The sequence below is a fragment of the Pseudogemmobacter blasticus genome, from assembly GCF_003071405.1.
Classification (GTDB): domain Bacteria; phylum Pseudomonadota; class Alphaproteobacteria; order Rhodobacterales; family Rhodobacteraceae; genus Pseudogemmobacter; species Pseudogemmobacter blasticus.
In genome coordinates this window covers 1,575,747-1,591,943 of the sequence record NZ_CP020470.1, presented here as the reverse complement: position 1 = coordinate 1,591,943, position 16,197 = coordinate 1,575,747, and the positions used below count along the sequence as shown (strand labels likewise).

At 66.7% G+C, this 16,197-nt stretch carries 20 protein-coding genes; 12 read left to right on the top strand and 8 right to left on the bottom strand.

All coding sequences use genetic code 11. From position 1 onward, the window contains the following. Positions 1 to 71: 71 nt before the first annotated feature. The 6 genes from sucD to B6K69_RS18145 form a co-directional block, all read right to left on the bottom strand. The gene (sucD, locus tag B6K69_RS07680) at positions 72 to 956 is read right to left on the bottom strand and encodes a succinate--CoA ligase subunit alpha (RefSeq protein ID WP_107674668.1); all 885 of its coding nucleotides are present in this window, start codon (positions 954 to 956) and stop codon (positions 72 to 74) included. Between the two features lie 5 nt (positions 957 to 961). Beyond that, positions 962 to 2,155, bottom strand: a complete 1,194-nt coding sequence (sucC, locus tag B6K69_RS07675; RefSeq protein ID WP_108643361.1) for an ADP-forming succinate--CoA ligase subunit beta — start codon at positions 2,153 to 2,155, stop codon at positions 962 to 964. Positions 2,156 to 2,355: 200 nt separating this feature from the next. Next, complete coding sequence (locus tag B6K69_RS07670) at positions 2,356 to 3,552, bottom strand: hypothetical protein (RefSeq protein ID WP_108643360.1); 1,197 nt, start codon at positions 3,550 to 3,552, stop codon at positions 2,356 to 2,358. Positions 3,553 to 3,709: 157 nt separating this feature from the next. After that, positions 3,710 to 4,381 (bottom strand): class I SAM-dependent methyltransferase, encoded by a 672-nt coding sequence (locus tag B6K69_RS07665; RefSeq protein WP_228156835.1) that lies wholly within the window; start codon positions 4,379 to 4,381, stop codon positions 3,710 to 3,712. Next, positions 4,381 to 5,613: a peptidase T gene (gene pepT, locus B6K69_RS07660; protein ID WP_108643359.1), complete on the bottom strand. Its 1,233-nt coding sequence runs from the start codon at positions 5,611 to 5,613 to the stop codon at positions 4,381 to 4,383. Before pepT ends, B6K69_RS07665 begins: the two co-directional genes overlap by 1 nt. Before the next feature lie 4 nt (positions 5,614 to 5,617). Then, on the bottom strand, positions 5,618 to 5,782 hold the full coding sequence (locus B6K69_RS18145; protein ID WP_164681908.1) for a hypothetical protein: 165 nt from the start codon (positions 5,780 to 5,782) through the stop codon (positions 5,618 to 5,620). A 134-nt stretch (positions 5,783 to 5,916) separates the two neighbouring features. Between B6K69_RS18145 and B6K69_RS07655 the strand changes: the two genes are divergently transcribed. After that, positions 5,917 to 7,134 (top strand): aminotransferase-like domain-containing protein, encoded by a 1,218-nt coding sequence (locus B6K69_RS07655; RefSeq protein WP_108643358.1) that lies wholly within the window; start codon positions 5,917 to 5,919, stop codon positions 7,132 to 7,134. Positions 7,135 to 7,208: 74 nt separating this feature from the next. Here B6K69_RS07655 and mdh read toward each other — a convergent pair whose 3' ends face one another. Continuing rightward, entirely contained in the window at positions 7,209 to 8,171 is a 963-nt protein-coding gene (gene mdh, locus B6K69_RS07650; RefSeq protein ID WP_108643357.1) for a malate dehydrogenase, read from the bottom strand. 183 nt (positions 8,172 to 8,354) lie between these two features. On the opposite strand from mdh, the gene B6K69_RS07645 reads away from it, so the two are divergent. After that, positions 8,355 to 9,107, top strand: a complete 753-nt coding sequence (locus B6K69_RS07645; RefSeq protein ID WP_108643356.1) for a sulfite exporter TauE/SafE family protein — start codon at positions 8,355 to 8,357, stop codon at positions 9,105 to 9,107. 80 nt (positions 9,108 to 9,187) lie between these two features. Here B6K69_RS07645 and B6K69_RS07640 read toward each other — a convergent pair whose 3' ends face one another. Beyond that, entirely contained in the window at positions 9,188 to 9,400 is a 213-nt protein-coding gene (locus B6K69_RS07640) for a CsbD family protein (protein WP_108643355.1), read from the bottom strand. A gap of 238 nt (positions 9,401 to 9,638) precedes the next feature. Between B6K69_RS07640 and B6K69_RS07635 the strand changes: the two genes are divergently transcribed. The 10 genes from B6K69_RS07635 (at position 9,639) to B6K69_RS07590 (ending at position 16,193) form a co-directional block, all read left to right on the top strand. Beyond that, positions 9,639 to 10,499 carry an HpcH/HpaI aldolase/citrate lyase family protein gene (locus B6K69_RS07635; protein WP_108643354.1) on the top strand — a complete coding sequence of 287 codons (861 nt, stop codon included), beginning with the start codon at positions 9,639 to 9,641 and terminating at the stop codon, positions 10,497 to 10,499. A 39-nt stretch (positions 10,500 to 10,538) separates the two neighbouring features. Continuing rightward, positions 10,539 to 11,090 carry an NnrU family protein gene (locus B6K69_RS07630; protein ID WP_228156834.1) on the top strand — a complete coding sequence of 184 codons (552 nt, stop codon included), beginning with the start codon at positions 10,539 to 10,541 and terminating at the stop codon, positions 11,088 to 11,090. 1 nt (position 11,091) lies between these two features. Further along, positions 11,092 to 11,295 (top strand): DUF1737 domain-containing protein, encoded by a 204-nt coding sequence (locus B6K69_RS07625; RefSeq protein WP_108643353.1) that lies wholly within the window; start codon positions 11,092 to 11,094, stop codon positions 11,293 to 11,295. 72 nt (positions 11,296 to 11,367) lie between these two features. Then, positions 11,368 to 12,396 (top strand): MaoC family dehydratase, encoded by a 1,029-nt coding sequence (locus B6K69_RS07620; RefSeq protein ID WP_108643352.1) that lies wholly within the window; start codon positions 11,368 to 11,370, stop codon positions 12,394 to 12,396. 227 nt (positions 12,397 to 12,623) lie between these two features. Then, on the top strand, positions 12,624 to 13,010 hold the full coding sequence (sdhC, locus tag B6K69_RS07615) for a succinate dehydrogenase, cytochrome b556 subunit (RefSeq protein WP_108643351.1): 387 nt from the start codon (positions 12,624 to 12,626) through the stop codon (positions 13,008 to 13,010). Further along, positions 13,007 to 13,390, top strand: a complete 384-nt coding sequence (locus B6K69_RS07610) for a succinate dehydrogenase, hydrophobic membrane anchor protein (protein WP_107674656.1) — start codon at positions 13,007 to 13,009, stop codon at positions 13,388 to 13,390. The genes sdhC and B6K69_RS07610 overlap by 4 nt, the downstream gene beginning before the upstream one ends. Positions 13,391 to 13,400: 10 nt before the next feature. After that, complete coding sequence (gene sdhA / locus B6K69_RS07605) at positions 13,401 to 15,203, top strand: succinate dehydrogenase flavoprotein subunit (protein ID WP_108644836.1); 1,803 nt, start codon at positions 13,401 to 13,403, stop codon at positions 15,201 to 15,203. Continuing rightward, the gene (locus B6K69_RS07600) at positions 15,203 to 15,571 is read left to right on the top strand and encodes a hypothetical protein (protein WP_107674655.1); all 369 of its coding nucleotides are present in this window, start codon (positions 15,203 to 15,205) and stop codon (positions 15,569 to 15,571) included. Before sdhA ends, B6K69_RS07600 begins: the two co-directional genes overlap by 1 nt. Then, a complete protein-coding gene (locus B6K69_RS07595) occupies positions 15,568 to 15,894 on the top strand; it encodes a hypothetical protein (RefSeq protein WP_164681907.1) in 327 nt (108 codons plus the stop codon). The genes B6K69_RS07600 and B6K69_RS07595 overlap by 4 nt, the downstream gene beginning before the upstream one ends. Continuing rightward, positions 15,894 to 16,193 (top strand): hypothetical protein, encoded by a 300-nt coding sequence (locus B6K69_RS07590; RefSeq protein WP_107674670.1) that lies wholly within the window; start codon positions 15,894 to 15,896, stop codon positions 16,191 to 16,193. Before B6K69_RS07595 ends, B6K69_RS07590 begins: the two co-directional genes overlap by 1 nt. The last annotated feature ends 4 nt before the right edge of the window (positions 16,194 to 16,197 follow it).

Below are 16,197 nucleotides of genomic sequence, written 5' to 3'. Positions count from 1 at the left end.
TTGCCTTCATTCTGTCTTGCCGCCCGCAAGGGGCGGGGCCTCGGGCGGCGGGGCCGCCCGAAGTGCGGGCCTCAGCCCTTGATCGCCTTCAGCACGGCTTCGCCCAGACCGGCGGGGCTGTCGGCCACGACGATGCCGGCGGATTTCATCGCCTCGATCTTCGAACCCGCGTCGCCCTTGCCGCCGGCCACGATGGCGCCGGCATGGCCCATGCGGCGGCCGGGGGGGGCGGTGCGGCCGGCGATGAAGCCGGCGGTGGGCTTCCAGCGGCCCTTCTTCTTTTCATCGGCCAGGAACTGCGCGGCCTCTTCCTCGGCGCTGCCGCCGATTTCGCCGATCATGATGATCGAGGTGGTCGCCGGGTCGGCCAGGAACATTTCCAGCACGTCGATATGTTCGGTGCCCTTGATCGGGTCGCCGCCGATGCCCACGGCGGTCGTCTGGCCCAGGCCCACGTCGGTGGTCTGTTTCACGGCCTCATAGGTCAGCGTGCCGGAGCGCGACACGACCCCGACCGACCCTTTCGAGAAGATGCTGCCCGGCATGATGCCGATCTTGCATTCGCCGGGGGTCAGCACGCCGGGGCAGTTCGGCCCGATCAGCCGCGAGTTGGAATTGATCAGCGCCCGCTTCACGCGCATCATGTCCAGCACCGGGATGCCTTCGGTGATGCAGATGATCAGCGGGATTTCGGCGTCGATCGCTTCCAGGATCGAATCCGCGGCAAAGGGCGGCGGCACATAGATCGCGGTGGCATCGGCGCCGGTGCGTTCGGCCGCCTCATGGACCGAGTCAAAGACCGGCAGGCCCAGGTGGGTGGTGCCGCCCTTGCCGGGCGTCACGCCGCCGACCATCTTGGTGCCATAGGCAATGGCCTGTTCGCTGTGGAAAGTGCCTTGCGAGCCGGTGAAGCCCTGGCAGATGACTTTGGTGTTCTTGTTGACGAGAACGGACATGCGCTTCAGCCTTTCACCGCTTTGACGATCTTCTTGGCCGCGTCGGACAGGTCGTCTGCCGCGATGACGTTCAGGCCGCTTTCGTTGATGATCTTCTTGCCAAGGTCCACGTTGGTGCCTTCCAGGCGCACCACCAGCGGCACCTTCAGGCCCACTTCCTTGACCGCGGCGATCACGCCTTCCGCGATGATGTCGCAGCGCATGATGCCGCCGAAGATGTTGACCAGGATGCCCTTCACGTTCGGGTCGCTGGTGATGATCTTGAACGCCTCGGTGACCTTTTCCTTGCTGGCACCGCCGCCCACGTCCAGGAAGTTGGCCGGTTCGGCGCCATAGAGCTTGATGATGTCCATGGTGGCCATCGCCAGACCGGCGCCGTTCACCATGCAGCCGATTTCGCCATCCAGCGCGATGTAGTTCAGGTCGAACTTCGAGGCGGCCAGTTCCTTCGGGTCTTCCTCGGTCTCGTCGCGCAGGGCGGCGATGTCGGGGTGACGGTAGATCGCGTTGCCGTCAAAGCCCATCTTGGCGTCCAGCAGCTTGAGATTGCCGTCCTTCAGCACGCAGAAGGGGTTGATCTCCAGCATGTCCATGTCTTTTTCGGTGAACAGCCGGTAGAGGTTCTTGACGATGCCGACGCATTGCTTGACCTGCGGCCCGGTCAGCCCCAGCGCAAAGGCCACGCGGCGGCCGTGGAAATCCTGCAACCCGGTGGCCGGATCGACGGTGATGGTCAGAATCTTTTCCGGCGTGTCATGGGCCACGTCCTCGATGCTCATCCCGCCTTCGGTCGAACAGACGATCGAGATGCGGCTGGATTTGCGGTCGATCAGCAGGGCAAGATACAGCTCGCGCTCGATGTCGGAACCGTCCTCGATGTAGATGCGGTTCACCTGCTTGCCCGCTTCGCCGGTCTGGATGGTGACAAGCGTGCGCCCCAGCATCTGGCGGGCGAATTCGGCGGCTTCGGCCACGCTTCGGGCCAGCCGGACCCCGCCCTTCTCGCCGGCTTCGGCTTCCTTGAAGTGACCCTTGCCGCGACCGCCGGCATGGATCTGCGCCTTGACCACCCAGAGCGGTCCGTCCAGCTCGCCCGCGGCGGTCTTGGCCTCTTCGGCCTTGAGCACGACGCGACCGTCCGAAACCGGAATGCCGTAGCTGCGCAGCAGCGCCTTGGCCTGATATTCGTGGATGTTCATCGCAGATGTCCCGTCCTTCGTTCGCTTTGGCGGCGTTCTGGCACGGAACCGCCCCGGCCACCAAACGCAAATATGTGTTCGGGCGGCTTTCGGGGCGGGAAAATGCCGTTTGTGATCACAGTTGGAAAACGTGTGATCACAAGGCGGAATCGCACCGCCGCAAGGGTGGCGATGGCAGCGCTAACGCGATTCGTGGATGTTCAGTTCAGGAACACGGCGAAGAGCATACTTTCGCCCATCACCAGATCTTCAAAGGCATTCCACGCCTCCATCGAGGCCTGCGGCCCCTTGCGGGCATAGGGCAGGAAGGCCTCGCCCTGGATCATGGCGATCAGATCCACCGGCGGCGGGGTTTCGAACAGCTTGGCGATGTCGATCCCGGCCTCTGCGCCATAGCGCCAGTGCGGCACCAGCACCTCGCCCTTCAGCATCCGCTCGGCCTCGGCCAGAACGGCCAGCCAGTGATCGCCGGTGCCGGGCGGGGTGTTCAGGCCCAAGGCCGAAACCTGCTTGTCATTCGGCACCCACTCGCCCTGATTGTCGGTCTCGGCCTTGACCAGCGCCCAGAAGCGGCGGTTTTCGGTGATCATGGCCAGCAGATGCGTATGCGCGGCGCGGGTCAGCGCCGGATCGGGCGTCTGCGCCAGCGCCTGCAGGATGATCGCCACGCGGTCCACCTGGCTGCCGAACATCATGTCATAGGCATTGGCGGGCGGCGTGGTGCCCCACAGATCCTTCATCGCCTTGGTCGAGGCGGCGATGCGGTCCACCACCGGGGCCACGTCATAGGCCTGCGCGACGCTGACAAAGGACGACAGGAAATGCGTATAGGCCGACAGCCAGGCGGCATCGGCGGTGTCGAAGCGGATCACCGGATCGGCCACATCCACCGCCACCGCGCGGCTGCCGCCGAAGGTCAGCCCGGCGACATCGCCCACGCCTTCGCCCTCATCGCGGGCGCCGTTCATGTTGATGTCGAACCACAGGTCCGACAGCGCGATTTCCAGCGCGAAATCGGCCTCGCCCAGCGTCTCCAGCGCGCTGCGGGCGCCGTCCATGTTGGTTGAAACCCCGTCAAGCAGCGCGGCAAGATCGGCCGAGGTGAAGGGCCGTGCCGCAGGGTTCTGCGGGATCGGCAGGCGCAGGATCGGCAGTTCCGACCAGTCGGCCTGCAACCCGGTCTGCCAGCGCAGTTGCAGCGCCTGTTCAACGCCCGACAGGAACCGCAGCCCGGCCAGCGCGAAAAGGTCGGGCGGGGTGGGATCGCTCAGCGCGGCAAGGCGCGCCTCGGTCGCGGCGATGCCGGTGCTGCCGATTTCGGCCGACAGGGGCGAACGTTCGGCGAAGGCCAATGTGGGGGCCAGCGCAAGGGCGGTGGCAAGAAGAACAGAACGCATGGGCCAAATCTCCGGTCATCACATTGGCCCGCAGGATGCGCCCGGGGGCAGGTGGGGGTCAAGGCAGGCCGGGGTGGGGAATTCCCCCGGCCTTTGCCCCTTCCTCTTGGTCCCAATACCCCGGGGGTGCGGGGGCAGCGCCCCCGCTTGCCCGGCCTCACACCGGGATGAGCGCCAGAAGCTGCTGGCCGCGCGGCAGGCGGCGGGGGCGCCATTCGGGTGCGAAGCCGGCGGCGCGGGCTTCGGCCTCGACCTCGGCCGCGTAGCGGTGCCAGGGCGGGCGGTCGGGGTGGGTGACCACGCCGTCCGGCTGGCGCAGCGGGCCGCTGTGCCCGTCCGGTGCCAGGAACAGAGTGACCAGCAGCCGGCGCAACCGGGGAAAGCGGGCGCGCAGGCTGTGCAGCGCCGGCGGCAGCGCGTCGGCGGGCAGGTGGGTGAAAACGGCGAAGGCCAGCGCCATGTCGATGCTGTCAGGCACGCCGGGAAAGGCGAAAGCCGCATCCTCGATCAGGTTCCCGATGGGCAGCCGGGCGCGGGTGGCCTCGTCCAGCTCCGCCTCATACCCCCGGCGCATCAGCGCGCCCGAGGCATCGGTGCCCCAGTAATGGCCGGGGTCCAGCCAGGCGGCGGCGCGGTGGCCCAGCCGCAGGCAGCCGCAGCCGATGTCAAGCAGCCGGTCGCCGGGCTGCAAGCCTTCGTCCCGCAGCAGCGCCATCTGCGCCGTGGCGGTCTCTGACCAGCGGCCGCCGACGATGTCGCGATGGCGGCCGGCGGCCAGCGCCTTGTCATAGAAATCCGGCGCGAGATAGGGCGAGGGCGGGCGGCCCATCAGCCTTGGGCGGCGCGGCGGGCGATGCCCTGCATCAGCTCGGTCGCGCGGGCCATGTCCTGCACCGAAATCCATTCCAGCGGGCCGTGCAGTTCCTGCATCCCGGTGAACAGGTTGGGGCAGGGCACGCCCATTTCCGTCAGGCGCGATCCGTCGGTGCCGCCCCGGATCGGCACCGAGACCGGCTCGATCCCCAGATCGCGGGCGGCGTCGCGGGCCAGATCGACCGGCGTCATGTCCTTTTCCAGCCAGTAGCGCATGTTGCGATACTGCGGGCGGATGGTGCAGGTGATTTCGGCGCGGGGTTCGCCCGCCTGCACGGCGGCGCAGGCGGCGCGCAGGATTTCACCCTTCTGCGCCAGACCATCCAGTTCAAAGTCGCGCAGGATGAACTTGATGGTCATGTCGGACGACCCGCCGGTCATCTCGGTGGCATGGATGAAGCCGTCGCGCCCGTCGGTCACTTCGGGCTGCATGGTGGCCTGCGGCAGGGCGGCGATGATCTTTGACGCCAGCGTGATGGCGTTGACCATCTTGCCCTTGGCGGTGCCGGGGTGGATCGAGACGCCCTTGACAGTGACGGTCGCCCCATCGGCCGAGAAACTTTCGTATTCGATCTCGCCCACCGCACCGCCGTCGAAGGTATAGGCGAAGTCGGCGCCCAGATCGGCGGGCAGGCGCTTGTCAACGCCGCGGCCGATTTCCTCGTCCGGGGTGAAGGCAAGGCGCAGCGTGGGGCGCGGGCTGTCCGAGGCCAGCAGCGTGCGGGCGGCGGTCAGGATCACGGCGATGCCGGCCTTGTCATCGGCGCCCAGCAGGGTGGTGCCGGAGGCGGTCACGATGTCATGGCCCACCTTTTCGGCCAGATAGGGCGAAACCTCGGGCGTCAGCACCAGCGCGGGATTGTCGGGGAAGGTGATGGCGCCGCCGTTGTAGCCCCGGATCACCCGCGGTTTCACGCCGGTGGCGTTGAACTGCGGCGCGGTGTCCATATGGGCCAGAAAGCCGATGACCGGCCCCGGCGCGGTGCCGGGGATCGTGGCCAGAACGGCGCCGTATTCGGTCAGCCGCACGTCCTGCGCGCCGATCTCCTGCAATTCCTGCACCAGAAGGCGGGCAAGGGTAAGCTGGATTTCGGTCGAAGGAGAGCTGGCGCTGTCTTCGTCGCTTTGCGTGTCGATGGCGCAATAACGGGTCAGACGGGCGCAAAGCTCTTCGTGCAGGGCAGACATCGGGTCAGGCTTTCTTGTTGGCTTCGGCGGCGGCCTTCATACGGGCCAGCAGGGCGGCCTTCTTCTCGGCCTCGGTCTGCTTGGCGTTGGGGGCACCGCGGCGGGGCAGGTCCAGCGCGTGATGGGTGTCCTTGGCGTTTTTCGGATTGCCGGATTTGGAGTAGTCCATGGCGGCCTCGGGGGTTGGGGGTTTCCCCCTGCTGTGACGCAATGCGGGCACGGGGGCAAGGGGGAGGGCCCGGTTGCCTGTTGACATTTCCTTGCGGCTGATTTCTGCCGGGCGGGCAAAATCGGAGGCATGTCATGGACTGGGGTTCGATCCTTTCGCAGCGGATGTCGCGGATGAAGGCATCCGAGATTCGCGAGCTGCTGAAACTTCTGGACCAGCCCGAGATCATTTCCTTTGCCGGCGGGATTCCCGACCCGGCGCTGTTCCCGGTCGAGGATTACCAGAAGGCGCTGGCCGGTGCCCTGACCGGCGAGGCTGCGGCGGTGTCGCTGCAATATTCGGTCAGCGAAGGGTATCTGCCGCTGCGCCGCTGGCTGGCGGCGGAAATGGGCCGGCTGGGTGTGGTCTGCGGGGTGGAAAACATCTTCATCACCTCGGGGTCGCAACAGGCGCTGGATTATCTGGGCAAGCTGCTGCTGAGCCCCGGCGACACGGCGCTGGTGAACTGGCCCACCTACATGGGCGCGCTGGGCGCGTTCAATGCCTATGAACCGGCCTATCTGCGGCTGAACGGCAACCTTGGCGCGGCCGAGGTGCGGGCCGAGGCGGCGGCCAGCGGCGGGCGGCCCAAGTTCGCCTATCTGTCGGCCGATTTCGGCAACCCCACCGGCGAGACGCTGGATCGCGCGGGGCGCGAGCAATTGCTGGATCTGGCGGCCGAGCTGGACATCGCGGTGATCGAGGACGGCGCCTATCAGCACCTGCGCTATGAAGGCGAGGCGATCCCGCCGATCCTGGCGCTGGAACAGGCGCGGGTCGGCAGCATCGAGAACTGCCGCACGCTCTATTGCGGATCGTTCTCCAAGACGCTGGCGCCGGGGCTGCGGGTGGGCTGGGTCTGTGGCGCTTCGGCGGCGATCCAGCGGCTGGTCCTGCTGAAACAGGCGGGCGATCTTCACTCCAGCACGATCAACCAGATCGCCACCGCGCAGGTGGCCGAAACCGTGTTCGCCGCCCATGTCGAACAACTGCGGCAGGTCTATGGCCGCCGTCGCAGCCTGGTGCTTGAGGCGCTGGCGCGGGAAATGCCCGAAGGCGTGACCTGGACCCGGCCCGAAGGCGGCATGTTCGTCTGGCTGACCCTGCCCGAAGCGATTGACGGCGCCGAACTGCTGGCCCATGCGCTGAAGCATCAGAAGGTGGCCTTCGTGCCGGGGCGGGCGTTCTTTGCCGATGGCAGCAACGGCAACACCATCCGTCTCAGCTTCTCGCTGCACGAAAAGCCCGCGGTGGATGAGGGCGTGCGCCGCATCGGCCAGGCGATCCGCGAGATGATGGCCCGCCCGGCGTAAGGGGCGGCGCCAGACCCGGACATGAAAACGGGCGCCCCTCGGGGCGCCCGTTTCAATTCTTGCGGTGTCAGGGATCAGGCCAGCGTCGGGTCGATCGTCTTGCAGGCGGCGACAAGGCCCTTCACGGCGTCGATCGACTTGTCCAGCATCGCCTGTTCGTCGGCGTTCAGCTTGATGTCCACGACACGCTCGATGCCGCCGGCGCCGATCACGGTGGGAACGCCGACATACATGCCGTCAAGCCCGTAGGCGCCCTTGACATAGGCGGCGCAGGGCAGAAGGCGCTTTTGATCCTTGAGATAGGCTTCGGCCATTTCGATGGCGCTGGTGGCCGGCGCATAGAAGGCCGAGCCGGTCTTCAGCAGGCCGACGATTTCGGCGCCGCCGTCACGGGTGCGCTGCACGATGGCATCCAGCTTTTCCTGCGTGGTCCAGCCCATCGCCACCAGATCGGGCAGCGGGATGCCGGCGACGGTGGAATAGCGGGTCAGCGGCACCATGGTATCGCCATGGCCGCCCAGAACGAAGGCGGTGACATCCTTCATCGAGACGTTGAATTCGACCGACAGGAAATGGCGGAAGCGGGCGCTGTCCAGCACGCCGGCCATGCCCACCACCTTGTTGTGCGGCAGGCCCGAGAATTCGCGCAGCGCCCAGACCATGGCATCCAGCGGGTTGGTGATGCAGATCACAAAGGCGTTCGGAGCGTGCTGCTTGATGCCTTCGCCGACCGACTTCATCACCTTGAGGTTGATGCCCAGCAGGTCATCGCGCGACATGCCCGGCTTGCGGGGCACGCCGGCGGTGACGATGCAGACATCCGCGCCGGCGATGTCGGCATAGGAATTGGTGCCCTTCATCACGGCATCAAACCCTTCGGACGGGCCGGATTGGGCGATGTCCAGCGACTTGCCCTGCGGGGTGCCTTCGGCGATGTCGAAAAGGATGACATCACCAAGTTCCTTGATGGCGGCGAGATGGGCGAGCGTGCCGCCGATCTGGCCGGCGCCGATAAGGGCGATCTTGGGACGGGCCATGCTGAAAATCTCCTGCAGGTTTGGGACGGACGGGATTGTGGATACGTCGAGTCGCGGCGAGGGGTAGCCGCTAATCCGGGCTGTGTCCAGCCGTGGCGATGTGAACGGTATACCATTGCATGCAGAAAATTCCGCCTTCCGGTTTCCTGTCCCCGGGGTTAGCGGTAACGCGCGGAGGCAGGCATGGACGGAACGGCTTTCTGGGTGGCGGCGGTGATCGCGTCGGTGCTGGTCGGCATGGGCAAGGGCGGAATTCCGCTGGTCGGCATGTTGGGCGTGCCGGTGCTGGCGCTGGTGATTTCGCCGGTGGCGGCGGCGGGTCTGCTGCTGCCGGTCTATGTGGTATCCGATATGTTCGGCCTCTGGGCCTATCGGCAGGCCTATGACCGGCGCGTGCTGGCGATCCTGTTGCCGGGCGCGGTGGCGGGCATCTGGGTGGGCTGGGCCACGGCGCGGCTGGTGCCCGAGGCGGCGGTGACGGCGCTGGTGGGGGCCATCGGGCTGGCCTTTGCGGCGAACCTGCTGCTGCGGCGCAAGGGCGGGCCGATGGCGCGGCCGGCGCGCGTGGTGCCGGGGCTGTTCTGGGGCGCGGTGACCGGCTTCACCAGCTTTGTCAGCCATTCCGGCGCGCCGCCCTATCAGGTGTATACCCTGCCGCTGGGAATGCCCAAGGCGGTGTTCGCCGGCACGGCGACCATTGCCTTTGCGGTGATCAACGCGGTCAAGCTGCTGCCTTACTGGCAGTTGGGCCAGTTGAACCCCGGCAATCTGAAGATTGCGGCGCTGCTGTCGGTGCCGGCGGCGCTGGCGGTCTTTGCCGGGGTGCGGCTGGTGCGCTGGCTGCCGGAACGGGCGTTCTTCGGCATCGTCACCTGGTCGCTGCTGCTGATCTCGGCCAAGCTGGTGTGGGACGGGCTGCGCGGCCTGACCGGCTGACCGGCAAAAGGAAGGGGCACCCCTTTCGGGGCGCCCCGGTGCGTGCGTTGACCTGCCTGACTGTCAGGCCCTGTCGGCTGTCAGACCTTGTCGACACCCTTCTTCACGGCGTCGGCCACGTTCTTGACGGCATCCTTGGCCTTGCCGACGGCCTGCTGCACCTCGCCCTTGCGTTCCTGCGCAAAGCCTTCGGCCTGCAGCTTATCGTTGCCGGTGGCCTTGCCCACGGCCTGTTTCACATTGCCGGCTGCCTCATTGGCGAGACCCTTGATCTTGTCGGTGGCGCTGCTCATCGCAGACTCCTTCCTTGAAGTGAGGGAACGGCACATTGCCGGCGGGCCACGCATCGGCGGCCCACGATGGGCATATGGGGCGCAATTCGCGCACGCCAAACCGGGTCGGCGGGAGACAGCCGATTGCCGGGGTCTGCGCTGCATCCGCAGCAGAAATTCTGCGATGCGGCGCGAAGGGGGTTGCCGAAAATGCCGCAGCTTGGCATCACGGCGCAATATTATTGCCCGGAGAAGAATCATGTCCCGCCCCTGCCGTTCCGTTCTGTATATTCCGGGGTCCAAGGAACGGGCGCTGGAAAAGGCCTGCACGCTGCCCTGCGACGCGATCATCTTCGATCTGGAAGATGCGGTGGCGCCAGATGAAAAGGCCCATGCGCGCGATCTGCTGGCGCGGGCCCTGCGCGATTTCGATTATGGCGGGCGGCTGCGGATCGTGCGGATCAACGGGTTCGATACCGAATGGGGCCGGGCCGATGCGGCGGCGATGTCCACCGCCATTGCCGGCGGCGCGCGGATCGACGCGGTGCTGGTGCCCAAGGTGAACCGGGCTGCGGATCTGGACACGGTGGCGGCGCTGCTGCCTGGCGCCGACCTCTGGGCGATGATGGAAACGGCGGCGGGGATGCTGAACGCGGCCGAGATTGCGGCGCATCCCCGGCTGAAGGGCATGGTGATGGGCACCAACGACCTTGCGCGCGAGTTGAACAGCCGCTTCCGCGCCGACCGCCTGCCGATGCAGGCCGGTCTGGGCCTGTGCCTGCTGGCCGCCAAGGCGCATGGCAAGCTGATCATCGACGGCGTCTACAATGCCTTCAAGGATGAAGAGGGGCTTTGGGCCGAATGTCATCAGGGCCGCGACATGGGCTTTGACGGCAAGACGCTGATCCACCCCGCGCAACTGGCCGTGGCCAACACCGCCTTTGCCCCCAGCGAGGCCGAGATCGACCTCGCCCGCCGCCAGATCGCCGCCTATCAGGCGGCCGTGGCCGAAGGCCGGGGCGTGGCGGTGCTGGACGGCCGGATCGTCGAGAACCTGCATGTGGCCACCGCCCGCGCCACGCTGGCGCGGGCCGAAGCGATTGCGGCGCTGGCCGATTGACGGCAGGGTGCGGCCAGGCAACCTGAAAGCGAGGCACCCGTGTCCTTCATCCTTCTGATCCTTGGCGTCGCGCTCTGGTGGGCGGCGCATCTGTTCAAGCGGCTGGCCCCGGCCGCCCGCGCCCGGCTGGGCGACCCCGGCAAGGGGCTGGTGGCGCTGCTGCTGCTGGCCTCGATCGCGCTGATGTATTTCGGCTATGACCCCGCCGCCGGCCCGGTCTGGTGGGGGCGCAATGGCGCGCTGGTGGGCATCAACAACCTGCTGATGTTCGGCGCGGTGTTCCTCTACGCCGCCGACGGGATGCGCGCGCCCATCGTCGGGGGGATGCGCCACCCGCAACTGACCGGCTTCAAGCTTTGGGCCACGGCGCACCTTCTGGTGAACGGCGATCTGGCCAGCTTCATCCTGTTCGGCGGCCTGCTGGCCTGGGCCGTGGTCGAGGTGATCGTGATCAACCGCAGCCAGCCCGGCTGGACGCCCAAGCCCACCAAGCCGGGCCGCAACCTGCCGGCCCTTGGGGCCGCGGTGGTGACGCTGGTCGTGATCATGCTGATCCACAACTGGCTGGGCTATACGCCCTGGGGCGCCTGAGATGCGGCTTTATCGCTTTCTCAGTGACGACGACACCAGCGCCTTCTGCCACAAGGTCAGCGCGGCGCTGGCCAAGGGGTGGGAGTTGCACGGATCGCCCAGCTATGCCTTCGACGCGGCGCGCGGGGTGATGCGCTGCGGGCAGGCCGTGGTGAAGGAAGTGCCGGGCACCTATGACCCGGACATCAAGCTGGGCGAGATGTAGGCCGCAGGCGGCCCCGGGCTTCACGCGAAGTCCGGAGCCGCCCGGCCGGACTGTTGTTGAGGGAAGAGACGCATGAAAACCAATCCGGGCCGGTTCTTCGAGGATTACCGTCTGGGCGAGACCATCGTCCATGCGGTGCCGCGCACCCTGTCGGGGGGCGAGCGGGCGCTGTATCACGCGCTGTATCCGGCCCGGGGCGCGCTGTATTCCAGCGACGATTTCGCCCGCGCCTGCGGCCTGCCCGCTGCGCCGCTGGATGACCTGATCGCCTTCCACACCGTCTTTGGCAAGACGGTGCCCGACATCAGCCTGAACGCGGTGGCGAACCTTGGCTATGCCGAGGGGCGCTGGCTGGCCCCGGTCTGGCCGGGCGACACGCTGCGGTCGGAATCGACGGTGATCGGGCTGAAGGAAAACTCGAACGGGAAATCCGGTGTGGTCTGGGTCCGCACCCGCGGCCTGAACCAGCGGGGCGAGGCGGTGCTGGAGTATGTCCGCTGGGTGATGGTGCGCAAGAACCGCGCCACCCCCGCGCCCGAGCCGGTTGTGCCGGATCTGCAATCCGTGGTGCCCGCAACGGCGCTGACGGTGCCCGCCGGGTTGGATTTCCGCAATTACGATTTCACGCTGGCGGGCGAACCGCACCGCTGGGGCGACTATGCGGTTGGCGAGAAGATCGATCATGTGGATGGCGTGACCGTGGAAGAGGCCGAGCATATGCTGGCCACCCGTCTGTGGCAGAACACCGCCAAGGTGCATTTCGACGCCACCTTCCGGGAAGACGGCAAGCGGCTGATCTATGGCGGCCATGTCATCAGCCTGGCGCGCGCGCTGTCGTTCAACGGGCTGGCCAATGCGCAGATGATCGTGGCGCTGAATGGCGGTGCCCATGCCAACCCCTGTTTCGCCGGCGATACGGTCAAGGCCTGGTCGGAAGTGCTGGACCGCGCCGAAACCGCCGCCCCCGGCGTGGGGGCGCTGCGGCTGCGGCTGGTTGCCGTCAAACAGGGGGCCGAGCCCTTTGCCCTGCGCGACGAGGCCGGCAAATACCGGCCCGAAGTGCTGCTGGATCTGGACTACTGGGCGCTTGTGCCGCGCTGACACGCGGCCCGGGCGACCGGCCGGCGGCTGAGTCGCCGGGAGGGCAAAAACTGTGATCACGCCCTTGAAAAATGTGATCACATTCAGGAAAAACCTTGGATGATAACGCCAACATCCGATTTCGGCCCCTTCTGAGGGCGTGACTTTGGAGAGAAAGCCGTTATTCAGGTCGTAATAACGAGCGCGCCAACCGGACACCGGGACGGCCAGCTACGAAGGGAACCGCGATGGCGAACGCAAAGCAGGTCGAAAGGCCCCTGTCCCCGCATCTGCAAATCTACCGTTGGCAGTTGCCCATGATCACCTCGATCCTGACACGGATCACCGGCCATGCGCTGATCTTCGGCGGGCTGATGGTCTATTGGTGGCTGTTCTGCGCCGCCGTCAGCGACGAATATTTCCAGATCGCCAATGCGGTCGCGACAAGCTGGTTCGGCGACATCGTGCTGACCGGCTCGCTCTGGGCGGTCTGGTATCACTATCTGGCCGGTCTGCGGCATCTGGTGTTCGACGCCGGCCACGGGCTTGACGTGCCCACCGCCACCAAGCTGGGCTGGGGCCTTATCATCGGTTCGGTCCTGCTGACCGTCATCACAATCCTGGTGGTCCAATGACACGCCCGAAACGCTATCTGACCCCCCGCAAGCGCGCCGAAGGCAAGGGCGCGGCCCATGTCGGCACCGAACACCACTGGTCGATGATGGTCAGCGCCGTGGGCCTGGCCTTCCTGGTGCCGGTCTGGCTGATCATCGTCGGCAAGGCGCTGGGCAGTTCGCGCGCCGATGTGCTGGACACTTTCTCGCAGCCCTTCCCGGCCATTCTGACCGGGCTGGTGCTGATCGTGGGCCTGCGCCATTTCGTGATGGGCGCCCAGATGATGAGCGAAGACTATTTTCGCGGCACCCGGCGCAAGCTGGCGCTGATCGGCGGGGTGGCCTTCGGCTGGACGGTCAGCGCCATCGGCCTCTACGCGCTGGTCAAGATCGCGCTCTGAAGGAATGACCATGACTGCTTATCCGTATGAAGTGCATGACTATGACGTGGTCGTGGTGGGGGCTGGTGGCGCGGGTCTGCGCGCCACGCTGGGCATGGCCGAACAGGGCCTGCGCACGGCCTGCGTGACCAAGGTCTTCCCGACCCGCAGCCACACCGTTGCGGCGCAGGGCGGCATCGCGGCCAGCCTTGGCAACATGGGCCCCGATAGCTGGCAGTGGCACATGTATGACACGGTGAAGGGCAGCGACTGGCTGGGCGACACCGACGCGATGGAATACCTTGCGCGCGAGGCGCCCAAGGCCGTGTACGAGCTTGAGCACTATGGCGTGCCCTTCAGCCGCACCGAGGAAGGCAAGATCTACCAGCGCCCCTTCGGCGGCCATACCACCGAATTCGGCGAAGGCCCGCCGGTGCAGCGCACCTGCGCCGCCGCCGACCGCACCGGCCACGCCATCCTGCACACGCTTTATGGCCAAAGCCTCAAGCAGCGGGCCGAGTTCTACATCGAATATTTCGCGCTGGACCTGATCATCACCGACGGGCGCTGCACCGGCGTGGTGGCCTGGAAGCTGGATGACGGCACCATTCACGTCTTCAACGCGAAGATGACGGTTCTGGCGACCGGCGGCTATGGCCGCGCATATTTCAGCGCCACGTCGGCCCATACCTGCACCGGCGACGGCGGCGGCATGGTGGCCCGCGCCGGCCTGCCGCTGCAGGACATGGAATTCGTGCAGTTCCACCCGACCGGCATCTACGGTTCGGGCTGTCTGATCACTGAAGGCGCGCGCGGCGAAGGCGGCTACCTGACCAACGCCAATGGCGAGCGGTTCATGGAACGCTACGCGCCGCACTACAAGGATCTGGCCCCGCGTGACTATGTTTCGCGCTGCATGACGCTGGAAATCCGCGAAGGCCGCGGTGTCGGTCCGAACAAGGACCACATCCACCTGAACCTTTCCCACCTGCCGCGCGAATCGCTGGAACTGCGGCTGCCCGGCATCACCGAAAGCGCCCGCATCTTCGCCGGCGTCGATCTGCACAAGGAGCCGATCCCGGTCCTGCCGACGGTTCATTACAACATGGGCGGCATCCCCACCAACTATTGGGGCGAGGTGCTGAACCCCACGAAGGACAACCCCGACGCCGTGTTCCCCGGCCTGATGGCCGTGGGCGAGGCGGGCTGCGCCAGCGTGCACGGGGCGAACCGCCTGGGTTCGAACAGCCTGATCGACCTGGTGGTCTTCGGCCGCGCCGCCGCGATCCGCGCCGGTTCGGTGGTGGACCGCAACGCCGACATCGGGCCGGTGAACAAGGTCGAGGTGGACAAGGCCCTGTCGCGCTTTGACGCGCTGCGCCATGCGAACGGCGCCATCCCCACCGCCGAGCTGCGCCTTGAGATGCAGAAGACGATGCAGGCCGATGCCGCCGTGTTCCGCACCGAAAAGACCCTGGCCGAAGGTGAGGTCAAGATGACCGCCATCGCCGGCAAGATGGGCGATCTCAAGGTGACCGACCGCAGCCTGGTCTGGAACAGCGACCTGATGGAAACGCTGGAACTGACCAACCTGATGCCGAACGCGCTGGCCACGATCTATGGCGCCCATGCCCGCACCGAAAGCCGCGGCGCCCATGCGCATGAAGATTACCCCGCGCGCGACGATGCCAACTGGCGCAAACATTCGCTGGCCTGGGTTGATGGCAACAAGGTCACGCTGGACTATCGCGCCGTCCACACCGACCCGCTGACGACCGAGGACGAGGGCGGCATCAGCCTGAAGAAGATCGCCCCGGCGGAGCGCAAGTTCTGATGCGCGCCGTTGCGGCCCTTGCCCTGGCTCTGGTGCTGCCGGCCTGCGTGGCCGGCCAGTCGATGATGCAGGAAACCACTCGCGGGCTGGCCCGCAACGCGGTTGATTCCGCGGCGGGCAAGTATCTGCCGGGCGTTCCGGTCAAACCCTATACCGATTGCATCATCAACAATTCCACCACGGACGAGTTGATGAAACTGGCCGGCGCGGCCGGGGCCGGTGATGCGCAGGCGGCGGCCACCAAGGCCTGGCCGGTGGTGCAGGGCGTGGCCAGCCGGCCCGACACGCGGAATTGTCTGGTGCAGGCGGTTTCGTCCGGCGATGCTCTGCTCAAGGCGCAAGGCCTTGCCGTAGGGGGGCTGGAATGACCAGGATGCTTCGCGTCGTGCTGCCGGTTCTGGCAATCGGCACGCTGGCCGCCTGCGATCCGCAGGCCGTGGCCGACAAGACCATGCGCCGCGTCGCCTATGACGTGGTGTTCCCGGTGGTCAACCGCGACATGCCGGCGGGTCCGGCGGCCTCGGCCACCAACTGCATCCTTGATGCGGCGACCATGCCGGAAATCCGTATGCTGGCCCGCGACACCGGCGTCGAGGCCGGCACGCAGACCAAGGAAAACATCCGCAACCTGGCCCTGCGCCCCGGCACACAGGCCTGTTTCGCCGCCGCCGGCGTGCCGCCGGTGAAATGATGCGGGCTGCGTTCGCCCTTGCCCCGGTTCTGGCGCTTCTGGCCGCCTGCGGCCCGATGACCGTGCAGCAGGCCGAACGCGCCTGTTACGACCGTGCCCGTCTTGCCCAGAAGCCGCGCGGCGAACTGGCCATCGGCACCAATTCGCGCGGCCGCACCTCGGGCGAGCTGGAGATTTCGGTCTCCAGCGACTGGCTGACCGGCAAAGACCCTTCGGCGGTTTACGAAACCTGCGTGATGTCCAAATCCGGCGAGCCGCCCCGGCGGCCGCTTTATGACCGACCTGACTGGAAAGGCTGACCTC